Source organism: Candidatus Rokuibacteriota bacterium (assembly GCA_016188005.1).
Lineage (GTDB): Bacteria > Methylomirabilota > Methylomirabilia > Rokubacteriales > CSP1-6 > UBA12499.
The window spans coordinates 44965-71278 of the sequence record JACPIQ010000083.1 but is presented as its reverse complement, the minus strand read 5'-3'; the positions used below and the strand labels follow the sequence as shown (position 1 = coordinate 71278).

Below are 26314 nucleotides of genomic sequence, written 5' to 3'. Positions count from 1 at the left end.
GCGAGCCGCGACCTGTCCGAGGATTTCGTCTACCGCCTCACGGCGGCCATGGTCAAGCACATGCCGGACATGCGCGGCCTCTTCGCCGGCGCCAGCGAGATCCGGCTCGAGACGGCGCTGCTGGACAACCCCATCGCCGTCCACCCGGGCGCCAAGCGCTACTACGACGAGAAAGGTGTGAAGTAGGCGGATGGACCCGGCGCAGAGCGCCTGGAACGTCGCCCACGGCCTCGTCTGGGCCGCCCGGCGGGAGCCCGCCAAGGTCGCGGTCCGGCAGGGCCGCCGCGCGCTCAGCTACCGGGCGCTCGACGAGCGCGTGAACCGGCTGGCCCATGCCCTCACGGGGCTCGGCCTCAGCCCCGGCGATCGGCTGCTGCTGCTCCTGGCGGACCGGCTCGAGCATCTCGAGGCGCTCCTGGCGGCGGCCAAGACGGGGATCGTCGCGGCGCCCGTGGACCACCGGTGGCGCCCGGACGAGATCCGGCATGCCGTGGAGCTCTACGAGCCGCGGGCCGTTCTCCACGAGGAGGCCACGCGCGCGCTGCTCCCCGCCATCGACGGGCCGCGGCTCAGCCTGGAGCGCGACTACGAGGCGCTCCTGGCGCGAGCCGACGCCGGGGAGGCCCTCCGGCCCGTCCCCATGGACGCGCCCTTCGTGATCGGCTGCACCTCGGGGACCTCGGGGCTCCCCAAGGGCATCGTCCTCAGCCACCGCTCCATGCTCTGGCGGATGCCCATCTACGCCTTCGACTTCGGGATCGGTCCCGGAGACACGTTCCTGTCCAACACGCCGCTGGCCCAGGGCGGCGGGCGCGCCTTCGCCCTCGCCCATCTCATCCGGGGGGGCACCGTCCTCATCGATCCCGACTTCGACCCGGAGCGCACCCTGGCCACGATCGCGCGCGAGCGCATCACGACCTGCTTCACGGTCCCGACGATGCTCCGCCGCCTCCTGGCGACGCCCGCGGTGGCGACGGCCGGAACCTCGAGCCTCCGCTGCCTCATCTCGAGCGGCGCCGCCCTGCCCGCGGAGACGCGGTGCGGGGTCCTCGAGCAGGTCACCCCGAACCTCTACCAGTTCTACTCCTCGACGGAGTCTGGCGGCATCACGGTGCTGCCGCCCTGGCTCGAGGCCGAAAAGGGAGACTCCGTCGGGCTCAGCGTCTTCGGCAAGGAGCTCCGGCTCGGGGAGGAAGGCGAGATCCTCTCGCGCGGCCCCGCGCTGATGACGGAGTACTTCCGCAACCCCGAGGCGACGGCGGCGGCGTTTTCCGGCGACTGGTTCTGCCCGGGCGACCTCGGCCGCTTCGACGAGGACGGCTTCCTCTACATCGTGGGGAGGAGGAAGGAGATGATCATCACGGGCGGGCTCAACGTGTATCCCGCCGAGGTCGAGCGCGTGCTCTACATGCACCCGGCCGTGCACGAGGCAGCCGTCGTCGGCTGCCCCGACCCGGAGTGGGGCGAGGCCGTCACAGCCTTCGTCCAGCTCCGTCCGGGGCATCACGCCTCGGCGGACGACATCATCGCGCACTGCCGGGCCCGCATGGCGAGCTACAAGAAGCCCCGGGCGATCGAGTTCCTGGCCGAGCTGCCCCGCACCACCAGCGGCAAGATCGCCCGGCAAGAGCTCACGCGGCGGGCGGCCCGATGAGGCTCCGCACGCGCCTCTGCGATCGCCTGGGCATCGAGTACCCACTCGTCGCCGCAGGCATGGGCGGCGTCACCCTGGCCCCGCTGGCGGGCGCGGTCTCGGCGGCGGGAGGCATGGGGGTGCTGGGCGCCACCTTCCTCACGCCGGAGGCGCTCCGCGAGGAGATCGCCGCCGTCCGCCGGATCACCGACCGGCCCTTCGGCGTCGACCTCCTCATCCCCACCGACATCCCGGCCGAGCTGGGGGCGCGCGCCATCCCGCGGTTTCCCCCCTTCCTGGCTGACCTCCTGCCCGAGGTGGAGGGGCTGCGCGGCAGCCCGCCCCCGCCGCTCACGCTCGAGCTGGCCCGGGGGCAGGTCGAGGTGGCGCTCGGCGAGCGGGTGCCCGTCCTCGTCGCGGCACTCGGCACGCCCGAGTGGCTGGTCCGCGAGGCCCATCGCGCGGGCACCCTCGTCATGTCCCTGGTCGGCACCGTGCGCCAGGCGCGCCGCCTCGCCGACCTGGGCGTGGACGTGATCATCGCCCAGGGCGCGGAGGCGGGAGGGCACGTGGGCGCCGTCACGACCTTCGTGCTGGTCCCACAGGTGGTCGATGCCGTGTCGGTGCCGGTCCTGGCGGCCGGCGGCATCGCCGACGGGCGGGGGGTGGCGGCCGCCCTGATGCTGGGCGCCGACGGGGCGTGGATCGGCACCCGCTTCCTGGCCACGCTGGAGTCCGCGGCGCACGAGAGCCACAAGAAGAAGATCCTGGAAGTCACCGAGGAGGGCACGGTGGTCTCGCGCTCCTACACCGGCAAGCCGAGCCGCGTTCTCAGGAACCGGTTCACCGAGCGGTGGAAGGGGCATGAGGGCGAGATCCTGCCCATGCCCTGGCAGCGGATCTGGATGGAGCCGCTGGTGGTGCCCGCGAAGGCGGCAGGGCGGGTGGACATCGCCAACTTCCCGACGGGGCAGGTGGCCGGCGGGATCAGTGATATCCCGCCGGCGGCCGAGGTGGTGGCGCGGCTCGTCGCGGAGACGCAGGAGGCGCTCTCCCGGTGACCGATCTCCTCCGCCAGCCGCTCGAGGCCATCCGCCGCGTCCAGGACGAGAAGCTCGTCCGGCAGCTGGCCCTCTGCGCCCGCGGCCACGCCCATTACCGCCGGAGATGGGCCGAGGCCGGCGTGGATGTGAGCCGGATCCGCTCGGTGGCCGACCTCGTCCTGCTGCCCTTCACCTCGAAGCAGGAGCTCATGGCCGATCCGGAGAGCTTCCGGCTCCACTGCCCGGAGCTGCCGCTGCACGAGCGCGCGCTGTGGGAGGTCAACTACACCACGGGGAGCACGGGAGAGCCGACGCCACTCTACGTCACCACTCATGACTATCAGGCCTATCTCTTCCAGGCCCGGCGAGTCGCCGGGATCGCGGGCATCACCGACCGGGACATCCTCGCCAACCTCTTCCCCTTGACGCCCGCAGCCATGGGCGCCTTCGTCCGCTCCGAGCCCAATGCCTACGCCGCCGGGGCCGCGCTCGTGGGGGCCCTCACCGGCGCGCCCCATGGCGAGTTCGGCGTCCACCGGTCGCTGGACGACGCGGTGCGCATGGTGGAGCGCCACAGGGCGACGGTGCTCTGGGGGGTGACGAGCTTCGTGCGGCGCGTGATCATGCGGGCCGCCGAGCTCGGCGCCGACTTCACGAGCGTGCGCATGTGCGCGGTGACGGGGGAGGCCTCCTCCCCGGCCCTGCGCGAGGACATGCGGGCGCGGCTGCGCGCCCTCGGGGCGGCCGGGCCCGTCATCTTCGACCGCTACGGCTCCACGGAGTCCGGGGCCCACGCCCAGTGCCGCGAGGAGGGCGACTGGCACAACCCGGCCCCGGAGGTGATCTTCCACGAGGTCGTGGATCCCGACACGGGGGCCCGGCTGCCGGACGGGGCCCGCGGCATGCTGGCCCTCACGCACCTGAACCGGCGCGGCACGACGCTCATCCGCTACCTGGTCGGCGACATCGTGAGCCTCACCCACGAACTCTGTCCGCACTGCGGGCGCAGCGGGGACCGCATCGTGGGGCCCATCGTCCGGACCAGAGACCTCATCAAGGTGAAAGGCATGCTCATCAATCCTGCGGTGCTGCTGGACACGCTCCGGGGCGTCCCCGGCGTGGACGACTTCCAGGTGGTGCTCACCCGCCAGGACCCCCGTGACCCCTTCTCCATGGACGAGATGCTGGTGCGGGTGGCCACGGGGCGGGCCGACCGGGACGCCCTGGCGGCGATGGTGGTGGGGGGCGCGGCCAGCGCCGTGGGGGTTCGCCCCCGCGTGGAGTTCGTGGCCCTCGACGACATCTATGATCCCGCGCGGCAGGCCAAGGCCGAGCGGCTGGTGGACAGGCGATGAGCGCCGGGACCGCGGGGGCCGGAGGCCTCGGGTTCCACCTCACCGAGGAGCAGGAGATGCTGCGCCGGGTGGTCCGGGACTTCGCCGCGAAGGAGCTCACGCCCGAGTACCTCCGCGAGCTGGACGCCACCGGCCGGGCGCCCCACGCCGAGCTCCTGCCGAAGATGGCCCGGCTCGGCTTCACGAGCCTCGCCGTCCCGCCGGAGTACGGCGGGGCGGGGGGCAGCACCGTGGACGCGACGGTGCTCCTCGAGGAGATGGGGCGGGCGTCGCTGTCCATCGCCTCCCTCCTGAACTTCGCCATCGGCTTCGGCACCCACACGATCGTCCGGTTCGGGACGGAGGCGCAGAAGCGCCACTACCTGCCCCGGGTATGCGCGGGGGAGATGGTCTTCGCCTTCTCGCTCACCGAGCCCGATGCCGGCTCCGACGCGGCCTCGCTGCAGACGCGGGCGGTGGCCGAGGGGGACGAGTTCGTCATCACGGGCACCAAGATCTTCACCACGGGCGCCGCCGAGAGCGGCTGCCTCCTCGTGGCGACGCGGACGGATCCGCGAGCGCCCAAGCACAAGGGCATCAGCCTCTTCCTGGTCGACCCGCGGACGCCCGGGATCACCTACCGCCGGATCGAGAAGCTCGGCATGCGGGGCGCGGGCGGGCTCTACGAGGTGCACTACGACGGCGTGCGCGTGCCGCGGTCGGCGCTCCTGGGCCCCCTCGACGGGGGCTGGGCGGCGATCAAGGCCACGCTCGAGCGGGTGCGGCTCTCGCAGGCCGCGTACTGCGTCGGCTGCGCCCAGCGCGTGGTGGACGACGCCGTCCGCTACGCGCAGCAGCGGGAGCAGTTCGGCCAGCCCATCGGCGCCTTCCAGGCCATCAGCCACATGCTGGTGGATCTGCAGGTCTCTACCGACGCCGCCCGGCTCCTCCTCTACCGGGCCGCCTGGCTCGTCGACCAGGGGATTGCCTGCATGAAGGAGGCCTCCATGGCGAACCTCTACGCCACCGAGGCCCTGGTCCGGGTCACCTCGGACGCCATGCGCGTCTACGGCGGCTACGGCTTCACGCTCGAGTTCGACATCCAGCGCCACTTCCGCGACGCGCGGCTCTTCGTCATCGGCGACGGCTCGAGCCAGATCCAGCGCAACCTCATCGCGCGCATGATGGGTCTCGGATAGGAGGCCAGGGCGTGACATGAAGATCAAGCGGATCGAGCACGTCGGGATCGTGGTCAAGGATCTCGCACAGAGCCGCGCGGTGTGGGAGGAGTGCCTGGGGCTGCGGCTGGCCGAGGTGGAGGATCTGCCGGCGTACGAGGTCAGGATCGGCATGTACCCGGTGGGCGAGTCCATGGTGGAGCTGCTCCACGGGACGACGCCCGACGGCAAGTACGCGAGGCTGGTCCGGGAGGGCCAGGAGGGACTCCACCACATCTGCCTCGAGGTCGAGGATATCGACGGGGCGCTGGCGGAGCTCCGGGCCAAGGGCGTGCGCCTCCTGGACGAGACGCCGCGGCCGGGCCACCAGGGCAGTCGCATCGCCTTCCTCGACCCGACCAGCACCGGGAACGTGCTCGTTGAACTGGTCCAGCGCGCGCGCGAGCGGTGAGAGCTGGCGTCGCATCTGAGTCCGGACACCCGCGCGTCGCTACGGCCGTCAGGCACCCACCCGGTGAAGCTGTCCCGGAGTGACCCCCGCGAGCGCGTCCAGAATCATCGGGATGAGCGGCCGGAGATGCAACATCCGGTTGGATGGCGCGCGGACCAGGATGACGCTGAAGGGCAGGGCCGAGAGGTTCTGCTGGAACTCCAGGTTTCGGTCCATGGTGACGAGCACATCATAGGCGCCGCGCATCAGGCGGAGCAGCTCGCCGTTCTTGATGCCCGCCCAGCCACGGCCGACGACGGTCTGGACGTCGTGATTGTGGAGCTCCTGGGCGAGGGCTAGCGGGAGTTGCTCGTCAAGAAGAACGCGCACCGCCCAGGAGCGAGTCGCGTGCGAGGTCGAGCGCAGCGACGGCCTGCTCGCGCTTTACCGATGGGAACTGCCGGAGAAACTCGTCGAGGGTTTCGCCCCCCTCGAGGTAGTCGAAGAGGGACTGCACCGGGACACGCGTGCCGACGAAGACCGGCGTTCCCCCGAGGATGTCGGGATCGCTGTGGAGCACTTGGCTGAGCGGCGTCATGCTGACAGGCCCCCTCGCATGAGTATACATGCGAGCCAGTCGGGTGCCCAACCGTGGCATCCCGCCGACTACGGCTCCCCGCTGTGCCGCTGCAACTTCGCCACCCTGGCGGCCCCGCTGCTCCGGCCCGCTGAGCTCTTCTGCGATGTGTTCCGGGCGCGCAGCGCAGCCATCATCAACGGGGTCCTCGGGGTCGGGCCCGCGGGCGGCCGGCGCCGGGTGTGGGGCGTGTGGATCTGACATGAAGCCCGCACTCGGAGGTGGCGGCGCGTGCGGACCAGGCCCCCCAGGGATCGCTCCCGGCTGCGCGTCATCCCAACCGTCCAGGACCCCCGCGTCGTACAGGCCATCCTCGCCCCCCCGGCCCGCTCCGGCTCCCCCGCCCCCCTGGCCCCGCCGCCGCACCCCTCTGCCCGCTTCCTGACCGCGAGCCCGCGCCCCTGCCGGAGGGACTCGGGGCCCGCGCCCGATCACGATGCCCACGCTCGCCTTCGCCCACCCCGACGGGGCCCTCCCGGGCCCGGGCCCGGGTTCGCGGAGGGCGGCCGGACCTGGCGCGCCGACCGCCGCCGCAGCCGTAGTGGCGCTAAGGGCTCGTAAGACAATAAATCAACGATCTATCGTCGGCGGACCGGATGGATGGTGTAGTTCCAGTCCCCGTGAAACCGATGAGGCGTGAGGCGGAGGGCGGCGAGTTGCGCACCGGAGATGGTCCGGCCTTGCGGGTATATTCCGCGATCCAGCTCGTACCGCACCCGCAGACCGGTGGCGGTCCGGGTGGCGCCGATCAGGTTGACGATCACCGCCAGACTCACCAGCGGCTGCCCCCGCCAGTTGCGGCTGATGTACGAGAACAGCCGATGCTCGATCGTGTTCCACTTGCTGGTCCCCGGCGGGAAGTGGCAGGTCGTGATGGTCAGGCCCGTGCGATTGGCCAGCTGTCGATGGCTGGAGACAAGCCGACCTGGTGGCGGTGCAGTTGCGGGAAGGCGTTTGCGGTGAACGAGCGGAGAGGGGGCGTCACCGTCATCCGTGGGTCTGGGAAACCGACGCACTGCCCATTCTGTGGCAAGGATGCGCTCCGAGACGATGGTGAAACGTCCCTCGATGAGTTAGGCTCTTGGCGCTAGTTGGTCGGGGGTTGAGCGCGCGCATGATGGGTCTCGGATAGGAGGCCAGGGCGTGACATGAAGATCAAGCGGATCAGGCTCCACCACATCTGCCTCGAGAGAAACTAGACTCTCGTCGCTCGTCTTCAGGATATCCTTGCTGGAGGCCGCTCATGAAGTGCCCCCGATGCCAGCACGAGAACGACGCTCACGCGCGCTTCTGTGTCGAGTGCGGGGCGCGTGTCATCGCGAAGTGTCCGTCCTGCAGCGCCGATCTGCTCCCTGGCTCCCGGTTCTGCCACCGCTGCGGCACGCCTGCAGGTCCCGGGGAGACAGCCCAGCCGCGGTTCGCCTCCCCCGACAGCTACACGCCCCGGCACCTCGCGGAGAGGATCCTGGCCGCCCGGAGCGCGCTCGAAGGAGAACGCAAACAGGTCACGGTGCTCTTCGCGGACCTGAAAAGCTCGATGGAGCTGCTGGCCGATCGTGATCCCGAGGAGGCGCGGGCACTGGTGGATCCGGTTCTCGAGCACATGATCGCTGCCGTCCACCAGTACGAGGGCACCGTCAACCAGATCATGGGCGATGGGATCATGGCGCTCTTCGGTGCCCCCCTGGCCCACGAAGATCACGCCGTCAGGGCCTGCTATGCCGCACTGGCGATGCAGGCGCGGATCCAGCGGTACACCGAGGAGGTCCGTCGCGTGCACGGGTGTGAGGTGCAGATCCGAGTCGGCCTCCACTCCGGTGAAGTCGTGGTGCGGGCCATCAGCAACGATCTTCACATGGACTATTCCGCGGTGGGACAGACGACGCACCTGGCCGCCCGGATGGAGCAGCTCGCCCTCCCGGCAACCATCCGGCTCACCTCCGAGACGCTTCGCCTCGCCGAGGGCTTCGTCGAGGTCAAGGCCCTGGGGCCGATCCCCGTGAAGGGGCTCCCGGGGCCGGTGGAGGTGTTCGAGCTGGTCGGCGTGCCGCCGACGCGCACGCGGCTGCAGGCCGCCGTGGCTCGGGGCCTCACGCCGTTCGTCGGCCGCCAGACGGAGATGGAAGGCGTTCACCGCGCCCTCCAGCGGACCTCCGCGGGCCACGGGCAGGTCGTGGCGGTCGTCGGAGAGCCCGGGGTCGGGAAGTCCCGCCTGTTCTACGAGTTCATCCATTCGCACCGAACGCAGGGCTGGCTGATCCTCGAGAGCCGCTGTGTTTCGTATGGCACGACCACCCCGTATCTGCCGCTGACCGACCTCCTGAAGGGGTACTTCAGGATCGGCGAGCGGGACGATCCGCGGGATGTCCGCGAAAAGATCACGGGAAAGGTGCTCACCCTTGACGAGGCCCTGCAGCCCGCGATCCCGGCGCTTCTGGTGCTCCTGGACGTCCCGGTCGAGGACCCCCGGTGGGAGATGCTGGATCCGCCCGCTCGTCGACGCCGGACGCTCGACGCTGTGAGGCACCTGTTCGTCCGCGAGAGCCAGCGGCATCCGATCATCCTGGTCTTCGAGGACCTGCATTGGATCGATGCGGAGACGCAGGCGTTCCTGGATCTGCTCGTGGACAGCATCCCGGCTGCGCGGCTCCTCCTTCTCGTCAACTACCGCCACGAATATCAGAACAGCTGGCCTGGCAAGAGTTATTGCACGCAGCTACGGATCGACCCGCTGCCGCGGCAGAACGCCGAAGAATTGCTGGCGAGCCTCCTCGGGGGAGGCAGCAGGCTCGCGTCGCTCAAGCGTCTGTTGATCGAGCGGACGGACGCGAACCCGTTCTTCCTGGAAGAAACCGTCCGAACGCTTGTGGAGACGGGAGCGCTCGCCGGGGTGCCCGGCCGGCAGCGCCTCGAGGGGGCCATCGCGAAGATCCGAGTCCCGGCGACCGTGCAAGCGGTCCTGGCGGACCGGATCGATCGCCTCCCTCCGGCGGGAAAGCGGCTGCTCCAGTCCGCGGCCGTGATCGGCAAGGATGTCCCGTTCCGCCTGCTGCAGGCCATTGTCGAGGCGCCCGAGGATGAGATCCAGCGCGGACTCGCGCACCTCCAGGCGGCGGAGTTCCTCTACGACCTGAATCGCGTCCCGGAACTCGAGTACACCTTCAAGCACTCCCTGACGCATGAGGTGGCGTACGGCAGTCTCCTGCAGGAGCAGCGCCGGGCACTCCACGCGCGGATCGTCGAGGCCGTCGAGACCCAGGATGCCGACCGGCTGGGCGAGCACGTCGAACGCCTCGCACATCACGCGGTGAACGGAGAGTTGTGGGGAAAGGCCTTCGGATATCTCCGTCAGGCCGGGGCGCGCGCCTTCAGCCACTCGGCACCGGAAGCGGCGGCCGCGTGGTTCGCGCGGGCGCTTGACGTGCTTCAGCGTCTCCCCAAGACACGACAGACCGTCGAGGCGGGCATTGACCTCCGGCTCGAGCTACGATATGCGCTGATTCCGCTCGGGCGATTCACGGAGGTCCTCGGCTGCCTGCGCGAGGCGGAAGGCCTGGCCGTGGAGCTTGGCGACCAGCGGCGACTCGGGCTCGTCCATTCATTCCTGACGAACTACTTCCAGGTCGTCGGGGACGCCGAGCAAGGGCTCGAGTACGGCCGGCGGGCCCTGTCGATCGCAGTGGCTCAAGGGGACCTCGCCGGGCAGGTCACGTCGACAGCGTTTCTCGCCTCGGCCCATTTCACTCTCGCGGACTTCCGGGAGGCGATCGACCTCGGACGGCGGACCGTCGGGCTGCTGCGAGGGGACGCCGTGTATCAACGCTTCGGCATGGCCAATCTGCCTTCCGTCTACGCGCGAGTGTCGTCGGCACGCGCGCTGAGCGAGCTCGGCGAGTTCGAGGAAGGCCTGGCGCTCGCAGAGGAAGGCCGCGAGATCGCGGAGCGCGCCGGACATACGGTGAGCTTGCCGCTCGCGTGGTTCGGAATTGGCTATGTCCACGTGCGCAAGGGCGAGCCGGAGAGCGCCGTCCGAGTCCTGGAACGCGCGGTGGAGCTGAGCCGGGGCGCAAATGTTCTCTGGTTCCGCCACATCGCGTCGACCCTGGCGTCCGCGTATGTCCTGGCTGGTCGCCTCGGGGAGGCGTTGCAGCTTCTCGAGGAAGCCTCAGAACAGGCGGAATCGATCGGTCTGGCCGGATCCCCGCTCGGCCACGGCGTCAGGCTTCTCGCCCACGGCGAGGCCCTGCTGATGGGTGGCGAGGTCGCCGAGGCGGCCGCGCTCGGAGCGCAAGCGCTCCAGTTCCTGGAGGGCATCAGGGCGCGCGGCTTCGCCGCGTGGGCGTTGCGTCTTCGGGGTATGATTGCCGCGAGTGGCCATCCCCCGGGCGTCGGGGAAGCGGAGGATCTCTTTCGGCAGGCGCTCGAGAGAGCCGAGCAGCTCGGCATGCGGCCTCTGGCCGCCCACTGCCATCTCGGGCTCGGGAGACTCTACGTGAAGACGGCCCAGCGAGACAGGGCGCATGCCCAGGTCCTGGCGGCCATCCAGCTCTTCGGTGCTCTGGGCATGGCGTCCTGGGTCCGGCACGGCGAGCGTGAATTGGCCAGGGAGACCATCACATGAGCATCGCTGACCTGCGTCGGAAGATGTACCTCGGGTACCTGTTCCACCCCGAGCGCAGCTCGACGTACGATAAGACAGGGCTCGAGGTGCAGGGAGGGGTCTGCTGGGCTCTGGCTGGCCCCGCCGCGGCGACCGAGGCCGACCTTCAGTCGCACCTCGTCACGTGGGATGAACGCGGGTACAAGATCGGGCTCCTGATCAAGAAGGGCCAGCGGATCGAGCGGCTCGCATATGCACGGGTGGGTGACGGGGAAGTCGTCCTGCGCCCGGACCCGAGCTTGGTGAGCGATCTTCACAAGACCCTGGGGACGCCTGCCGGGGCCGAGTGGGTGGGCTTCGTCTTCTCGGCCGGGAGGCGGAAGTACACGCTGCTGGAGCGCAACATCGTGCGCTTCGAGGTCACGCTCCGGATCACCCCCGCCGAGCCCGGCCCGCAGCTCGTCCCGGTGGTCTCCCGGCATCTCGACGGGACCTTCGAGCAGAGCTACATGCCCGGCCTGTGGGTCCTCCCGAGGGCGGGAGCGTAGCTCGACCCGCCCGCGCTGAGGACATCCCGCCGGCCGCTCCGGTCACGGAGAGCCGGCGAGCGCCCGCCTGAGCTGGTCGAGATGCACGTCGTCGTGCCGGGCCATGCTATGGACGATGTTGCGGATCGTGATCCGGCCCCGGATCGGGTGCGTCGCGCCTCGCTCCCACTGTTCCACGGTGAGCGCGCCCAGGAACTTCAGCGTCTCATCTCGCCGCGCGCGGAAGGCGCGCAGGGCCTCCAGCGCGTCGTTCCGTGAGTACTGCCGGTCTTCTGCCCACCGGTCGGGATCGAGGAGGACGAGCGTCGGCTCCTGGTTGGCGAGGATGAGCTGGATCCTGCCGAGATAGAACTCTTCCACGTCCCGCAGGTGGCACACAACGTCCTTCGCAGACCATGCCGTCGCCGTCGGTCGCCTGTCGAGGCCCGATTCCGATGGGCCCGCGATGGCGGCTGCCAGCTCATCGCACGTCCGACCCATCCTGTCCAGCCTCTCCGCTGTCGTGGGCATCTGTGCCTCCGCAGCTGGGGGTCGCGGCTTACGACGTCAACAGCCGACGAACCCCTCGACGGGAATCAGGCGCTTCGCGACAGGGTCCACCGCCAGGAAGAGGCTCTCGAACGCGACAGCGCCCAGGAGCGCGGGACCAGCGGGCGCGATGAAGCAAGGCGTGGTGACGTCCGCGCCATTGAGGGACAGGCTCACTTCGGCCACAGGCCACTCGGCCCGCTGGCCCCCGGCGATCACTACCGGCTGGGAGCGCCGGACCGCCAGTTGCAGCCGCTCGGCCAGCTCGCGCGGGACCACGAGCAGCGTGGCTCCAGTGTCGACGAGGAGCTCGGCGTCTTCGCTGCGGCCCGTGGGTCCAGTCAGGCGCCCCCGTACGCGGAACAATCCCATAGACCCAACTCTACGCCGAGCGCCAAGAACCCCGCAAGTGTCGAAGAGCCGATACGGGAGCGCGCCACCTCGCGGAGGCCGTCCCGCATCGCCGCAAGCCGGCTCTCGTCGTGCCGGTGCGGGGCGGCGGACGGCGCGGGCGCGAGGCGTGAGACTGCGGCCGCGCCGGCGGCGAGAATGACGGTCTGGCCCACGAGGAGCGCTTGCGCGCCGCTCCATCCCGCCCACCCCACCACGACGATGCCGACCAGCTGGCAGATGAACTGGCCGGCAGAGGGCACTGCGATGGCGCGCTCCCTGCCCTGGCGCACCACGCGCGTGAGGAGCGCGTCGCGCGCGGGCACCACGAAGGCGCCCAGCGTGCCCATGACGATCCCGTAGCCGAGGAGCGCGGAATAGCCGAGCGCGCCGACGGCGACGATGCCCGCCAGCCCGAGGGGCGCGAGCGCGGCCAGGAGGTGGTAGCGAAGCAGGAGGCGCCTGCAGTCGGCGCGATCCGCGACGGCGCCGCCCAGCAGCATGAAGACGATGGCGGGCGCCATCATCGCCATCTGGGCGATGCCCACGCGCTGGGCTGGCTCCTTGAGGACGACGGCGACGAGCCACGGGAAGACGATCGTCTGGATCCCGAAGCTGGTGAACCAGGCGGCGACGCAACCGAGGTACCAGCGGAACTTGCGCTTCTCGACGACGGAAACGGTGGTCTCCCCGCGGTGCGTCGGCTCGCGGTGCGATGTCAGCGGCTGCCGGGGACCGTGCCGGCCGGCAGCGACTCGATGTGCGCACAGATGTCGCGTGGGCGCGTCAGCCAGACCTGATCCCGGTGCTCGAGGATGTGCTGCAGGGCCCGGCGCAGCCGGCGGATGCGATACGGGCGACCGATGACGAACGGGTGGAGCGAGACCGGGCAGACGAGCGGCTGGCGCGCCGACTGTCCCAGCATCTCGTCGAACTGGTCGACGATCATGTCGGCGAACTCGTCCGCGGTGTAGCGGTACCAGACGATCCCGCGCGTGTCGTTCACCTCGATCGGATACGGCATGGCGAGGATCCGGCCCTTACGCGTGCGGATCCAGATGGGCTGATCGTCCATCGTCCAGTCCATCACGTAGCGGTAGCCGGCCTCCTGCAACAGGTCCATCGTGGCCGCGCTGTTCGAGAGCCAGGGGCTCATCCAGCCGATGGGCCGGGCCCCTTCGTGCCGCGCGATCGTGGCCGTGACCCCCTCGATCAACGCGCGCTCCTGATCCTCGCCGAGATGCCCCTGTTCCTCGGAGTTGGTCACGCCGTGACCGAGGATCTCGTCGCCCCGCGCCCGCAGCCGCTCGGGGATGTCCGGCGCCATCTCGTAGATCGCAGTGTTCATCTGGGCCTCGGCCGGGATCCCGAGCGTGTCGAGCAGCTCGAACAGACGCCAGATGCCCACGCGGTTGCCGTAGTCCCGCCAGCTGTAGACGCTGTGGCTCTGCGCTTGGTCCGGAGGGGCGATGGCCGCGCCCTTGCCGATCCCGAAGCCGAAGGCCTCGATGTTCAGCGCGACGTAGACGGCCAGCCGGTGTCCGCCGGGCCAGGAATAGTCAGGCCGCCTCGTGATGTTCGAGTACTCGTAGCGCCCGTGCGTCGGCAGCATGTCGTGTTCGTCCTCTGTACCTCGTGTCGTGGTGTGGCCGGTCGCCCGGCAAGCGTGCGAAGCGTAACACACATGACGACGGTGGGCGGAGAGTGAGGCTCGTGCTGCTCGAGTTCCTCTACCGCACCACCTGGAAGGAAGACCGGACCCAGCACGTCACCACGTAGGCCCTTGACAGTCCGATGCCGGCTGTGTTGGACTCGTGCCCGTGTATGTAGGCGCCTGTGAAGACGCACACTGCCGGCCTTGTCGTCCTTGTCCGGTCCGTGCGAATCCGTCGCTGCTCGCTGAGCGGGCTTGCCAGGCGCTCCGCGTGGCCGTGGGTTCCCCGCGGATTCATCAGATGACGCGCACGTACGTCCCGGCCGACGGCAGGCAGGTCGAGTTCGCGGTGTCCTCCTAGGTCCCGGCGACCGCTACCGGTCCGAGAGCACGATCTCGACGTGACGCACCCAGCTTGCCGCACGACTGTGCGGAGGGTCTCATGAGGTGGGAGATTCCGGACGAATTCGAGCTCCTCGTGAGCAGCGTCCGGCAGTTTGTCCAGCGCGAGCTCGAGCCCGCGGTCGGGTCGATCGAGCGGACGGGCGAGATTCCCGAGCGCGTCATCGAAATGCTGCGGAAGGGCGGCTACTTCGGCCTCACGATCCCGGTCGAGTACGGCGGCGCCGGGCTCGGCGTCGTCCCCTACTGCCTGCTCCAGGAGGAAATGGGACAGACCCACTCGGCCTTCGGGACGCTCATCGCCGGCAACAACGGGATCGGCGGCCACGCGCTCGTGCACTTCGGCACCGAGGAGCAGAAAGCGAGATACCTCCGCCCGATGGCGCGCGGCGAGCTGATCGCGGCCTTCGCCAACTCGGAACCCCCGGCGGGCTCGGACGCCGAGGCGATCGAGACCAGCGCGGCAGCGGTCGACGGCGGCTTCGTCCTGAACGGGCGCAAGCACTTCATCTCGCGCGCCACCGTGGCCGGCCTCTTCACCGTGATGGCGGTGACCGATCGGACGGCGACGCCGCGGCGCAAGGGGATCACCGCGTTCCTCGTGGAGCGCGGGACGCCGGGGTTCGTCATCGGTCCGCCTCACAGGACGATGGGGACGGACGTCGTGCCCGCCGGCGAGCTCGTGTTCGAGGACTGTCGGATCCCGGCCGCGAACGTGATCGGCAAGGTGGGCGGCGGGTTCGCGGTGGCGATGAGCACGCTGGCCCAGGGACGGCTGAACGTCGCGGCCAAGTGCGTGGGGACGGCCCGGCGGCTCCTCGAGATGAGCGTCGCCTACGCGAAGGAGCGTGTCCAGTTCGGCAGGCCGATCGGGCGGAATCAGGGGATCCAGTGGATGCTCGCCGATTCGGCGACTGAGATGGCCGCCGGCCGCGCGCTCCTCTACTCGGTGGCGCGCGAGCTCGAGCAGGGGCGTGACGTCAGACGCGACGCCTCGATGGTGAAGCTCTTCTGCGCGGAGATGGTCGGGCGGGTCGCGGATCGCGCCGTCCAGATCCACGGGGGCATGGGGTACATGAGCGAGCTGCCGATCGAGCGCATGTACCGCGAGGTGCGGCTCTGGCGGATCGTCGAGGGCACTTCGGAGATCCAGCGCGTGATCATCGCGCGCGGCTTGCTGGAGGAATGATGAGGATGGCGCACACAGACGGCGGCTCGAAACCGATTCGCGTGCTCCTCGCCAAGCCCGGCCTGGACGGCCACGACCGGGGCGTCAAGGTCATCGCGCGCGCGCTGCGCGACGCCGGGTTCGAGGCGCTCTACACCGGGCTCCACCAGACCTGCGAGCAGATCGTCGCGATCGCGGTCCAGGAGGACGTCGACGCGATCGGCGTCAGCATCCTGTCCGGCGGTCACATGGGGGCGCTGTCGCGGATCATGGAGCTCCTCCGGGAGCAGCACGTCGCGGACGACATCCTCGTCGTCGCCGGCGGCTTCATCCCCGACGAGCGCGAGGTCGCGGCGCTCAAGGCGCTCGGCGTGCGGGAGATCTTCGACGTCGATACGCGCACGGACACGGTCGTCACGTTCCTGCGCGAGGCGGTGGCGGAGCGGCGAGCCGGTGCGGCACGCCGGTAAGATCCAGGCGGCGGCGCTCGTCGCGCTGTTCGTGGCCCTCACCGTCATGGGGATGCGGAACCTCCAGCTCATGCGGTTTCATCTGTTCGCGGCGCTCCTGGTCGCGCTCATCGTCGCGGTGCTGGTCGTCTTCGCGGTGTCCACCCGGGGTGCCCCGCCCCCCGGAGAAACGCGAGGGCGCGCGGGCGCCGGACACGGCGAGGGCGCGCGCGGGAGAGGGAGAGAATGATGGACAGGATCCTCAGGGTCGGTCTCGTGACACTGCTCGTCCTCGGCGCCTTCGCGTCCGGCGCCGCCGCGCAGGGGGACTACAAGTTCGTGCGCATCGTGGGCGGCACGCCCGAGGGCAGCTGGGGCATCACGGGCAGCAAGCTGGCGGAGCTCATCAACCGGTCGGTCAAGGGCGTCACGGCGAGCGCGAGCCCCGGCGCCACGGTGGCGAACGTCGTCAACGTGAACGACAGCCGGGCGCAGCTCGGCATCACCACCGCCGACGTCGTGCACGAGGTCGCCCATGGGCTCGGCCAGTGGAAGGGCAAGGAAGCGAAGAACGTCCGCTTCCTCGCGTCGATCCACACGGTGCCCGCGCACGCGTTCGTGCGCGCCGAGAGCCAGATCAAGGAGTTCAAGGACATCGCGACCAAGCCCGTGCGGGTCCAGGGGATCAGCAAGGGCTCCCAGACGTACCGGCACGTCGAGCAGAGCCTCCAGATCTACGGCTCCTCGGTCGAGGATCTCTTGAAGCGCGGCGGCGTCATCCACTACGTCAGCGACGGGCCGGCCGCCGAGATGATGAAGAACAACCAGATCGATCTGATCTACCGGAACACCGGCGCACCGTCGTCGTGGATCCTCGAGGCGGAGACGGGGATGACCCTGCGCTTCCTCCCGTTGGGCGACGCGTATCTGAAGGCGATCACGACCCGCATCCCGGGCCTCGTGATCGACGTGATCCCGGCCGGCACCTACAAGGCGATGAAGGAGGACTACAGGACCTTCTCCGTCGTCACCGCCCTCATCGTGCCGGCGAACATGCCCGATGCCGTGGCGGAGGGGATCACCGCCGCGCTGTGGGACAACCTCGAGGAGTTCAAGAAGATCGGCGGCTTCGCGAAGTCCATCACGTTCGAGCAGGCGCTCCGCGGCAACACGATTGCCGTGCATCCCGGCGCCGCCCGCTACTACCAAGCGAAAGGGCTCCGGGTCGGACCGTAGGCGATGGATTCCGACACGCCGCTCGACCTCGAGACGTCTGCCGGCGCCAGCCGGCGCAGCTCGCTCGACGACTTCCTCGATCGGTCCCGGCCGTGGTCGGCTCGTGGCATCGCGTTCCTCGTCGCGCTCACCGCGCTGGTCTTCAGTGTCTATCACCTCCTCATGGGGTACTTCGCGCAGCCTCAGGCGATGACGCACCGCATGGTCCACGTCTCCCTGATGCTGTTCCTCGTGTTCCTCGTGTTCCCACTCCGCGCGAAGGGGCGGTTCACCGTGGCGGCCGCGCGTGCCGTCGACGGCGCCGTGCTCGCGGCGGTGGCCACCGTCACGGTGTGGGTGCTGCACGACGTCGACGCCTTTCTCTCGAAGGAGTGGGAACCCCTCAGCGCGTTCGACGTCGTGATGGCGCTCGTGCTGATGGCGCTGGTGCTCGAAGCGGTCCGGCGCACGGACGGCATCGTGCTCGTCCTGGTCGTGGTGTTCTTCCTCGTCCACGCGTTGTTCGCCGACCATTTCCCGTTCATCTTCTACGGGCCGCCGACCCCGTGGGACGGGCTGCTGAAGATCGAGGTCGTCCTCTCGATGGGCATCTTCGGACTGCCCATCATGGTCATGGCCGACTACCTCACGCTCTACATCATCCTCGCCGTGTTCCTCATGCGGTGCGGGACCGGGAAATTCTTCATCGACATCGCGATGGCGATGTTCGGGCGGCAGACCGGCGGCCCCGCGAAGGCCGCGGTGATGGCGAGCGGCCTCTTCGGCACGATCTCGGGCAGCAGCGTCGCGAACGTCGTCGGCGTGGGGACCTTCACGATCCCGCTGATGAAGAAGATCGGCTACCGGCCCTACGTCGCCGGCGCCATCGAGGCCGTCGCCTCCTCGGGCGGCCAGATCATGCCGCCGGTCATGGGTGCCACGGCCTTCGTGATGGCCGAGCTCATCGGCGTGAGTTACGCGACCGTCGCGCTCGCGGCGGCGATCCCCGCCACCCTCTACTACGTGTCACTGCTGCTCATGGTGCACTTCGAGGCGTGCAAGCACGATCTCCGCGGCCTCGACCGGAACGCGGTGCCGCGGGTGCTCCACGTGCTCCGGCACGAGGGGTACCTCGTCGTGCCCCTGCTCGTGCTGGTCGGCCTGCTCGCGAACGGCTCGTCGGTGATCCGCGCGGGATTCTGGAGCGTGATCGCCGCGTTCGTCGTGAGCTTCGTGCGGCCGAGTTCGCGGATGGAGCCCCGGCGGCTGCTCGGGGTGCTCATCGACGGCGCGAAGCTGGCCGTGCCGGTGTCGACGGCATGCGCGGGCGCGGGCATCTTCATCGGCGCGATGACGGCCTCGGGCGTGGGCGATCGCCTGTCGACGCTCCTGATCAACGCCGCCGGCGGACAGCTCTGGTTCGCGCTGTTCCTCACGATGATCGCCTCGTTCATCCTCGGGCTCGGGCTGACGACCACCGCCGACTACATCATCCTCGCCACGCTGGTCGTTCCGGCGCTCGTCCAGCTCGGCGCGCCCCTCATGGGCGCGCACATGTTCGCCTTCTACTTCAGCTCGATCTCCGGGATCACGCCTCCGGTCGCGATGGCGGCGTTCGCGGCCGCAGGCATCGCGGGCGCGAGCATGCAGAAGACGGGATGGGAGGCCTGCCGCATCGGGATCGCGGCCTTCCTGATCCCGTACATGTTCGTGTACGCCCCGGAGCTGCTGCTCAGGGGCGAGCTGCTCCAGGTCGCCTTCGTGTCGACCACGGCGATCCTCGGGACGGGCGCGCTTGCCGCGGCCTTCCAGGGCTGGCTGCTCACCAGGGCGACCTGGCTCGAGCGCGGCCTCCTGGTCGGTGCGGCGCTGCTTCTCACGAGACCCACCGCCACGACGGTCCCGTTCGGCGCCGGCACGTTGGCGGTGGTGATCGCGGTCCAGCTGGTGCGGAGGCGCCGGGCTCGCGCGCGGGCAGCGGGGGAGTTCGGCGCATTGCACGAATCGCTGGTCACCGACGTCAAGGGAGCCACCGATCATTCCCATTGAGACTGTCGTCACGTCCGAGATGATCGCCCGCTACACGGAGGCGGGCTTCTGGGGTTCGCGCATCTGGACCGATTACCTCGACGAGACGGCCGAGCGCGCGCCGGACCGCCCGGCGCTCATCGACGCGTCCGGGTCGCTCACGTACGCGGAGCTGCGGCGGGCGGTCGATGGGCTCGCGCTTCACCTGCTGGACCTCGGCGCGACGAAGGGGGACCGCTTCGGCATCCAGCTGCCGAACTGGCGCGAGTTCGTCGCGACGCGGTTCGCGCTGGCGAAGATCGGCGCCGTCGCGGTCCCGATGCCGGCGGACTGGCGGCGGAAGGAGGTCGAGTACGTGCTGGGCGCGACGGCGGCGATGGGCTTCGTCGCGCCCGCTCAGTACCGCGGGCGCGACTACGTCGAGGAGTACGCGCCCATGCGCCAGGCGCTGCCCGGCCTCCGGACAGTCATGGCGGCGCGCCCGACGGCCGGCGTGCCCGACGGCTGGCGCGCGCTGCCGCCGCTCGGCGGGCTCACCGTGGACCCGCGCGCCGCGGAACGGCTCCGCGCCGCCCGCCCCGGCCCGAACGACGTGGACCTCATCGTGACGACCTCGGGCAGCACGGCCGCGCCGAAGCTCGTCGTGCGGACGCCCAACTGCTTCCTCACGACGACGAAGCAGTTCGTCGGCTCGCGCGGGTTCCTGACGGGGACCGACGTCGTGGCAGGACTCGCGCCGATCGCGCGCGGCGTCGGCTACTGGATCGGCGTCGCGGCGCCCATCCTCGCCGGCTGCACGATGGCGCTCCTCGAGCACTTCACTCCCGAGGGCGCGCTCCGCTGGCTCGCCGACACGCGGGCGACGGCGGCCATCGCCGTGCCCACACAGATCGTGAAGATGCTCCAGGTGCCCGACGTCGAGCGCTACGACCTGCGCGCGTTCCGCCTCTTCGTCAACGGGGGCGCCGCGATTCCGCCGAGCGCCGCCGAGGAGGTCGAGCGCCGGATGGGCTGCGTCACGATGAGCGCCTACGGCGCTGTCGAGGGCGGTATCCCGACCTGCACCTCGATGGACGACCCGCCGGACAAGCGCTACCGCACCGTGGGGCGCCTCATGCCCGGCATGGAGATGCGCATCGTGGACGATGCCGGGCATGCGCAGCCGGTCGGCACCCCAGGCGAGCTCGTCTACCGCGGGCCGAACCTCTCGGTCGGCTTCTGGGCCAACCCGGACGCCTACCGGCAGCTGTTTGACGGCGACGGGTGGTTCCGGAGCGGCGACCTCGGCGTGATCGACGCGGCGGGCTATCTGACGATCGTCGGGCGCAAGAAGGAGATCGTCATCCGCGGCGGGATCAACATCAGCCCGACGGAGGTCGAGGGACTCCTCCAGGACCATCCCGGCGTCCGGCAGATGGCGATCGTGAAGATGCCCGACCGCGTGCTCGGCGAGCGTTGCTGCGCGTACGTCGTGCCGGCGCCGGGCGCCACGGTCACCGTCGAGTCCCTCGCCGAGTTCCTCGCCGCGCGCGACGTCGCCAAGTACAAGTTCCCCGAGCGCGTCGAGCTCCTCGACGACCTGCCGACGACGGGCGAGGGCGGCAAGGTGCTGCGGCGCGCGCTCGAGGACGACATCCGCACGAAGCTCGAGCGCGAGGGGAAGGTCTGACCATGGCCTCGAGCGCCTTCGACTACGTGACGCTCGGCTCCGAGTTCAACACGCCGGCGATGCGCGCGGTGTGGGAGGAGCGGAACCTGCTTCAGAAGTGGCTCGACGTCGAAGCCGCGCTCGCGCGCGCGCAGGCGAAGGTCGGGATGGTGCCGGCGGAGGCGGCCGAGGAGATCACGCGCAAGGCGAAGGCCGAGCTCGTCGACCTGGAGCGCGTGCGCGCCGAGATCAAGCGCGCCGGGCACCTGATCGTCGGCGTCCTCCGCGGCTGGTCGCCGGTGATCGAGCACGGCGCCGAGAAGTGGGTGCACTACGGCGCGAGCTCGCCGGACGTGCTCGACACGGGGCTCGCCCTCCTCCTGAAGGAGGCGGTGGAGGTCGTCCAGGCGGACCTCCAGGGCATCCACCGGCTCCTCATCGAGCTGACCGAGCGCCACGCGCGGACGCTCATGGCGGGCCGGACGCACGGCCAGCACGCGCTGCCCATCACCTTCGGCTTCAAGCTCGCCATCTGGCTGGCGGAGATGGGCCGGCACCTCGACCGGCTCGACGCGTGTCGCGGGCGCGTGCTCGTCGGGAACCTCACCGGTGCCGTCGGCACCCAGGCCGCGTTCGGTCCACGTGGCGAGGAGATCCAGCGGCTCGCGCTCGACTCGCTCGGGCTCGGCGTACCGGAGATCGTGACGCACATGCTCCAGCGCGACCGCCACGCGGAGCTCGCGGGCGTGCTCGCGAGCGTCGGATCGTCGCTCGGCAAGATCGCGCACGAGATCTACCTCCTCCAGAAGACCGAGGTCGGCGAGCTGAGCGAGGGCTTCCGGAGCGGCGACCAGGTGGGGTCGAGCAGCCTGCCGCAGAAGCGGAACCCGCTTCGCTGCGAGAACATCTGGGGCATCGCGAAGGTGCTGCGGGGGCTCTCGGTCTCCGTGCTCGACGCGCAGGAGATCGAGCACGAGAACGACACCTCGCTCTTCGCGGCGAGCTTCGTCGCGCTGCCGGCGATGTTCATGCTTGCCGCCCGGGCGCTCCACGACACGCGGCACATCCTGAAGGGACTCGTCGTCGATCAGGCGCGGATGCTCGCGAATCTGCGGTCGACCCACGGCCTCATCGTCGCCGAACGCGTGATGATCGCGCTCGCGGAGAAGCTGGGCAAGCCGGCGGCGCACCGGCTCGTCTACGAGGCGGCCATGGACTGCTACGCGAAGTCGATCCCGCTCGCGGAGGCGCTCGGCGCGCGCGCGGAAGTGCGCGCGCTCCTCACCACGCGCGACCTCGAGACGCTCTGCGACGCGGAGACGTACATCGGCACGGGCGCCGAGCAGGCGCTCGACGTCGCCCGCCGGGCGCGCGCGAGGTACGGGGCGTGACCGAGGCGGGCGCCGCGACCGATGCGCTCCTCGCGTTCGCGACGAAGACGACCGTCGCCGACCTGCCGGCGCCCATGCGCGCGTGGGCGGCGCAAGCGGTGATGGACACGATCGGGGTCGCGATCGGTGGTCGCGACGCGGCTGGGATCGTCGAGGCGCGCGGGCTCGTCCGCGCCTGGGGCGGGAAGCCCGAGGCGACGCTCTGGGGCTCACGCGACCGCGTCCCCTCGCCGCACGCGGTGCTCGTCAACGCGTCGGCCTCGCGGGCGCTCGACTTCGACGACGTGTTCGACGCGATCCCGTTCCACCCGAGCGCGTACCTCGTGCCCGCGGCGGTCGCGGCCGGCGAGCTGGCGGGTGGGGGCTCCGGCGCGGATCTCGTCGCGGCCGTCGCCGTGGGCGCCGAGGTGATGATTCGGCTCGCGCTCGGGCGGGGCCCGACGGACCCGGACGCGGCGCGCGTGCCCCTCTCGCGCGTGCTCGGCCCGACGGTTGCCGCGGCGCGCATGCTGGGGCTCGACGTCGCGCGCACGCGGCACGCGCTTGGCCTCGCGTTCTGCCTCTCGGCCGGCGAGCTCCAGAGCTACGAGGATGGCGCGCTCTCGATCCGGCTTCAGCAGGGGTTCGTCGCCGAGGCGGCGCTCCGCGCGGTGTGCCTCGCGGCGGCCGGGATCACCGGGCCGTGGAACTTCCTCGAGGGGCGGAGGGGGCTCGCGCGCGCCGATGGGATCGCGGACGCGTCGGCGGTCGTCGACGGGCTCGGCGAAGTCTTCCACGCGGTGGAGACCGACATGAAGCCGTATCCGTGCTGCCGGTGCTCGCATCCCGCGATCGCGGCGGCGCTCCGGCTCCGCGCGGCGCATTCGCTCGCCGTGGAGGCGATCGCCGCGGTGCGCGTCACCGTGGCGCCGAAGACGGCGGCGATCGTCGTCGAGCCGCGCGCGGTGCGGTTCGCGCCTGCGACGGTGCCAGTCGCCCAGTTCAGCCTGCCGTACGCGGTGGCCGCCGCGCTCGCGACCGGCGAGGTCGGGCTCGCGGCGTTCTCCGCCGAAGGACTGCGCGATCCGGTGACGCGAGGGCTGATCGGGCGCATGCAGGTGGACGTTGACGAGGCGCTCGGCACGCGCGCAGCCGGGATGATCGCGCCGGCGCGCGTCGAGGTCGCGCTCGCGAGCGGCGTGCGCGTCGGCGTCGAGGCGACGCCGGAGACGTGCCGCGAAGACCTCGCGGGCGGCGGCGCCGAGCGCAAGTTCCGGAGCTGCATGGCCGCCGGCGGGCGCGGCTCTGTCACCGAGCGCGCGCTCGGTGTACTCGCGCACCTCGAGGACCGAGCGGACGCGGTGTCGTCGCTCGTCTCCATCATGGCGGGTGAGGGGTCGTGCTGATCTCTGGCGGTGGCGAAGGGTGACGGAAAGGAGACTGGCGATGCGGCTTTGGGTGCAGAGTGCGGCGGCGCTCGAGACGGACGCGAGGTATGAGGTGTACCGGCGGGCGCTCGCGGAGCACGTGAGCGGGATCGCGCGGCCGGGTGCGGAGATCGAGGTGCATGGGGCGAGGGTGATGGTGCCGGAGCTCGACTACGTGTACGTCGAGTATCTTCACACGCGGCAGATCATCGAGAACGGGATCGAGGCGCAGCGGCACGGGTTCGCGGGGTTCGTGGTGAACTGCTGGGACGATCCAGGGCTCACGGAGCTCAGGAGCGTGCTCGACATCCCGGTCGTGTCGATCGGCGAGAGCTCGATGCTCGTGGCGACGACGCTCGGGGAGCGGTTCGGGCTCATCACCCGGAACGAGCGCGTGGGCGCGCGGGTGTGGGAGAACGCGACGGCGTACGGGCTCGCCCCGCGGGGGATCCGGCCCGTGTACTGCCGCGTGTCGCTGCCGGATCTCGGGCAGGCGTTCGCGGAGCCGGCGCCGATCATCGATCGGTTCATCGAGGCCGGGCGGCGCTCGATCGCCGAGGGCGCCGAGGTGCTGATCCCGGCGTGCGGCATCCTCAACCTGCTGCTGCGCGTGAACAAGGTCACGCAGATCGACGACGCGCCGGTGATCGACGGGACGGCGGTGGCGGTCAAGCTCGCGGAGGGGATGGTGGACCTGTGGGCGGCGGGACTCGCGCCCAGTCGCCGAACGCGCTACGCGCGGCCGCCCGCGCACGTGCTCGAGTCCGTCAGGACCGTCTACGGGCAGGGCCACTGAAAGGAGACGCGATGGACGCCGACGATTATCTGAAGAAGCTCCAGGCGGCGCGCGAGGCGTGGGAGACGGCGAACCAGGAGGCGTTCGCCGCAGAGGAGAAGCCCGAGTTCGTGAACGACTCGGGGATTCCGCTCAAGCGCGTCTACACGCCGGTCGACCTCGCGGAGAAGCGGTTCGAGTACCTGCAGGATCTCGGGTTCCCGGGCGAGTTCCCGTACACGCGCGGCATCACGCCGTCGATGTACCGGGCGGCGCCGTGGCGCATCCGCCAGTACGCCGGCATCTCGACGGCCGCGGAGACGAACCGGCTGTTCAAGGCGATGATCCACCAGGGGCAGAACGCGCTGTCGCTGGCGTTCGACCTGCCGACCCAGCTCGGCTACGACTCCGACGACCCGCGCGCGCGCGGCGAGGTCGGCAAGGTCGGCCTGACGATGAACTCGCTCCGCGACTGGGAGACGGTCTTCGACGGCATCGACGTCAACTCGATCTTCGTCAACTCGGTGTCCAACGCGCAGTCGGTGATGACGCTCGCCATGCACGTGAGCGTGGCGAAGAAGCAGGGGATCGATCCGCGCGTGCTCAAGGGGAGCCTGCAGAACGACATCCTGAAGGAGTACATCTGCCGGGGGAACTTCATCTATCCCGTCGAGCACGGCATGCGGCTCGCCGTCGACAGCTTCATGTACTGCATCGACCATCTGCCGGAGTACTGGCCGGTGAACCTGGGGCAAGTGCACCTGTCGGAAGCCGGCGCGAGCCTCGTCCACGAAGCGGCCTTTGCCCTCGGCAACGCGCTCGCCTACATGGACGCGGTCGCGCGCCGCGGCGGCGACGTCGAGCGCTTCGCCTCGCGCTTCTCGTTCGCCGTCTGCCAGGACCACACCGACTTCTTCGGGGAGATCGCGAAGCTCCGTGCCCAGCGGCGACTCTTCGCGCGCCTGGTGCACGAGCGCTACGGCGTGAAGAACCCCGACGCGATGATGATGCGGGTCTTCAGCACGAACGGCGGCTCGACGATGTGCCGGCCCCATCCCGTCGACAACCAGACGCGGAACGCGATCGCGTGCCTCGTCGGGGCGCTGTCCGGTGTGCAGATGATCGGCCTGCGCACGATGGACGAGGTGCTCGGCATCCCGAGCCGGGATGCCGTGCTCGCCTCCATCCGCACCCAGGAGATCGTCGCCTGGGAGGCGAACCTCCGCAGTGTCGTCGACCCGCTCGGCGGCTCGTACTACGTGGAGTGGCTCACCTCCGAGATGGAGGAGCGGATCCGCAAGGAGCTGGACACGATCGACGCGCTCGGCGGGATGGTGAAGGCGATCGAGCGCGGCCACGTCCAGCGCGCGATCATGGAGGACGCCTACACGATCCAGCGCGAGTTCGAGTCGGGAGACCTTGTCCGGGTCGGCGTGAACAAGTTCGTCGCCGAGAAGAAGGAACCCCAGGCGATGAAGCCGTACGAGTTCAACCCCGAGGACGAGGCCTACCAGGTGCGTGCCCTCGCGGAGCTCCGCCGGAGCCGCGACAACGCCCGGGTGCGGCAGGCGCTGGACGAGGTGCGCGCGGCGGCGTCGGGCGACGCGAGCGTCATGCCGGCGATCGTGGACGCAGTCGACGCCTACGCCACGGTCGGCGAGATCTGCGGGGCGCTCAAGGACGTCTTCGGCGCGTACAACGAGCCGGCCCTCTTCTGAGCCGCGGCCCCACCGTGTGCCCGGCATCCTGGCCTGTTCCTCCCGCGACGTGTGGGCGGCGTGCGCCACCGGCGCGTTCGTGGGCGCGGGGAGAGGCGTGGGGCGCGAAGCGTTCTCTCATCGAAGCCAGAATCCATGA

Annotated in this window: 26 protein-coding genes; 19 read left to right on the top strand and 7 right to left on the bottom strand. The window is 70.3% G+C overall.

All coding sequences use genetic code 11. The features are described from left to right. From HYV93_16370 to mce, 6 genes are all read left to right on the top strand, one after another. Positions 1–186 (top strand): C4-dicarboxylate ABC transporter (locus HYV93_16370; protein MBI2527547.1); only part of this gene is annotated, 186 nt, incomplete at its 5' end. 4 nt (positions 187–190) lie between these two features. Next, on the top strand, positions 191–1654 hold the full coding sequence (locus HYV93_16365; protein MBI2527546.1) for an AMP-binding protein: 1464 nt from the start codon (positions 191–193) through the stop codon (positions 1652–1654). After that, positions 1651–2694, top strand: coding sequence for a nitronate monooxygenase (locus HYV93_16360; GenBank protein MBI2527545.1), 1044 nt, complete (start codon positions 1651–1653; stop codon positions 2692–2694). The genes HYV93_16365 and HYV93_16360 overlap by 4 nt, the downstream gene beginning before the upstream one ends. Beyond that, positions 2691–4031, top strand: a complete 1341-nt coding sequence (locus HYV93_16355) for an AMP-binding protein (protein ID MBI2527544.1) — start codon at positions 2691–2693, stop codon at positions 4029–4031. Before HYV93_16360 ends, HYV93_16355 begins: the two co-directional genes overlap by 4 nt. Next, positions 4028–5209 (top strand): acyl-CoA dehydrogenase family protein, encoded by a 1182-nt coding sequence (locus tag HYV93_16350; protein ID MBI2527543.1) that lies wholly within the window; start codon positions 4028–4030, stop codon positions 5207–5209. Before HYV93_16355 ends, HYV93_16350 begins: the two co-directional genes overlap by 4 nt. A gap of 16 nt (positions 5210–5225) precedes the next feature. Beyond that, on the top strand, positions 5226–5639 hold the full coding sequence (gene mce, locus HYV93_16345) for a methylmalonyl-CoA epimerase (protein ID MBI2527542.1): 414 nt from the start codon (positions 5226–5228) through the stop codon (positions 5637–5639). Between the two features lie 48 nt (positions 5640–5687). Here mce and HYV93_16340 read toward each other — a convergent pair whose 3' ends face one another. Together HYV93_16340 and HYV93_16335 are read right to left on the bottom strand one after the other, a co-directional pair. Continuing rightward, positions 5688–6008, bottom strand: coding sequence for a DUF5615 family PIN-like protein (locus HYV93_16340; GenBank protein ID MBI2527541.1), 321 nt, complete (start codon positions 6006–6008; stop codon positions 5688–5690). Beyond that, complete coding sequence (locus HYV93_16335) at positions 5992–6216, bottom strand: DUF433 domain-containing protein (GenBank protein MBI2527540.1); 225 nt, start codon at positions 6214–6216, stop codon at positions 5992–5994. Before HYV93_16335 ends, HYV93_16340 begins: the two co-directional genes overlap by 17 nt. Before the next feature lie 18 nt (positions 6217–6234). On the opposite strand from HYV93_16335, the gene HYV93_16330 reads away from it, so the two are divergent. Then, a complete protein-coding gene (locus HYV93_16330; GenBank protein ID MBI2527539.1) occupies positions 6235–6456 on the top strand; it encodes a hypothetical protein in 222 nt (73 codons plus the stop codon). A gap of 377 nt (positions 6457–6833) precedes the next feature. Here the strand turns inward: HYV93_16330 and HYV93_16325 are convergent, their stop codons facing one another. Further along, on the bottom strand, positions 6834–7271 hold the full coding sequence (locus HYV93_16325; protein MBI2527538.1) for a hypothetical protein: 438 nt from the start codon (positions 7269–7271) through the stop codon (positions 6834–6836). A gap of 227 nt (positions 7272–7498) precedes the next feature. Here HYV93_16325 and HYV93_16320 point away from each other — a divergent pair, with 227 nt between their 5' ends. Next, positions 7499–10876 (top strand): AAA family ATPase, encoded by a 3378-nt coding sequence (locus HYV93_16320; GenBank protein MBI2527537.1) that lies wholly within the window; start codon positions 7499–7501, stop codon positions 10874–10876. Continuing rightward, entirely contained in the window at positions 10873–11403 is a 531-nt protein-coding gene (locus HYV93_16315; GenBank protein MBI2527536.1) for a hypothetical protein, read from the top strand. Before HYV93_16320 ends, HYV93_16315 begins: the two co-directional genes overlap by 4 nt. Positions 11404–11445: 42 nt before the next feature. Here HYV93_16315 and HYV93_16310 read toward each other — a convergent pair whose 3' ends face one another. From HYV93_16310 to HYV93_16295, 4 genes are read right to left on the bottom strand one after another with little or no spacing between them, the layout of a single operon-like run. After that, positions 11446–11913, bottom strand: a complete 468-nt coding sequence (locus HYV93_16310; GenBank protein MBI2527535.1) for a DinB family protein — start codon at positions 11911–11913, stop codon at positions 11446–11448. Positions 11914–11949: 36 nt separating this feature from the next. Then, on the bottom strand, positions 11950–12303 hold the full coding sequence (locus tag HYV93_16305) for an aspartyl protease family protein (GenBank protein MBI2527534.1): 354 nt from the start codon (positions 12301–12303) through the stop codon (positions 11950–11952). After that, the gene (locus tag HYV93_16300; protein ID MBI2527533.1) at positions 12273–13115 is read right to left on the bottom strand and encodes an MFS transporter; all 843 of its coding nucleotides are present in this window, start codon (positions 13113–13115) and stop codon (positions 12273–12275) included. Before HYV93_16300 ends, HYV93_16305 begins: the two co-directional genes overlap by 31 nt. Next, positions 13040–13933, bottom strand: a complete 894-nt coding sequence (locus HYV93_16295; GenBank protein MBI2527532.1) for a polysaccharide deacetylase family protein — start codon at positions 13931–13933, stop codon at positions 13040–13042. Before HYV93_16295 ends, HYV93_16300 begins: the two co-directional genes overlap by 76 nt. 484 nt (positions 13934–14417) lie before the next feature. Between HYV93_16295 and HYV93_16290 the strand changes: the two genes are divergently transcribed. Genes HYV93_16290 through HYV93_16245 form a run of 10 tightly spaced genes read left to right on the top strand, consistent with a single transcriptional unit; the run spans position 14418 to position 26175 of the window. Beyond that, complete coding sequence (locus HYV93_16290) at positions 14418–15566, top strand: acyl-CoA dehydrogenase family protein (protein ID MBI2527531.1); 1149 nt, start codon at positions 14418–14420, stop codon at positions 15564–15566. Between the two features lie 5 nt (positions 15567–15571). Continuing rightward, positions 15572–16015, top strand: a complete 444-nt coding sequence (locus HYV93_16285) for a cobalamin B12-binding domain-containing protein (GenBank protein ID MBI2527530.1) — start codon at positions 15572–15574, stop codon at positions 16013–16015. After that, on the top strand, positions 15999–16244 hold the full coding sequence (locus tag HYV93_16280; protein ID MBI2527529.1) for a hypothetical protein: 246 nt from the start codon (positions 15999–16001) through the stop codon (positions 16242–16244). The genes HYV93_16285 and HYV93_16280 overlap by 17 nt, the downstream gene beginning before the upstream one ends. Further along, positions 16244–17230 (top strand): TAXI family TRAP transporter solute-binding subunit, encoded by a 987-nt coding sequence (locus tag HYV93_16275; GenBank protein MBI2527528.1) that lies wholly within the window; start codon positions 16244–16246, stop codon positions 17228–17230. The genes HYV93_16280 and HYV93_16275 overlap by 1 nt, the downstream gene beginning before the upstream one ends. 3 nt (positions 17231–17233) lie before the next feature. Further along, positions 17234–19258 carry a TRAP transporter fused permease subunit gene (locus HYV93_16270; protein ID MBI2527527.1) on the top strand — a complete coding sequence of 675 codons (2025 nt, stop codon included), beginning with the start codon at positions 17234–17236 and terminating at the stop codon, positions 19256–19258. Positions 19259–19277: 19 nt separating this feature from the next. Continuing rightward, the gene (locus HYV93_16265; protein MBI2527526.1) at positions 19278–20906 is read left to right on the top strand and encodes an AMP-binding protein; all 1629 of its coding nucleotides are present in this window, start codon (positions 19278–19280) and stop codon (positions 20904–20906) included. Positions 20907–20908: 2 nt separating this feature from the next. After that, positions 20909–22276: an adenylosuccinate lyase gene (gene purB / locus HYV93_16260; GenBank protein ID MBI2527525.1), complete on the top strand. Its 1368-nt coding sequence runs from the start codon at positions 20909–20911 to the stop codon at positions 22274–22276. Then, the gene (locus HYV93_16255; GenBank protein ID MBI2527524.1) at positions 22273–23661 is read left to right on the top strand and encodes an MmgE/PrpD family protein; all 1389 of its coding nucleotides are present in this window, start codon (positions 22273–22275) and stop codon (positions 23659–23661) included. Before purB ends, HYV93_16255 begins: the two co-directional genes overlap by 4 nt. A gap of 40 nt (positions 23662–23701) precedes the next feature. Continuing rightward, positions 23702–24478, top strand: coding sequence for a hypothetical protein (locus HYV93_16250; GenBank protein MBI2527523.1), 777 nt, complete (start codon positions 23702–23704; stop codon positions 24476–24478). Between the two features lie 11 nt (positions 24479–24489). Further along, positions 24490–26175 (top strand): methylmalonyl-CoA mutase, encoded by a 1686-nt coding sequence (locus tag HYV93_16245; GenBank protein MBI2527522.1) that lies wholly within the window; start codon positions 24490–24492, stop codon positions 26173–26175. Positions 26176–26314: the final 139 nt, after the last annotated feature.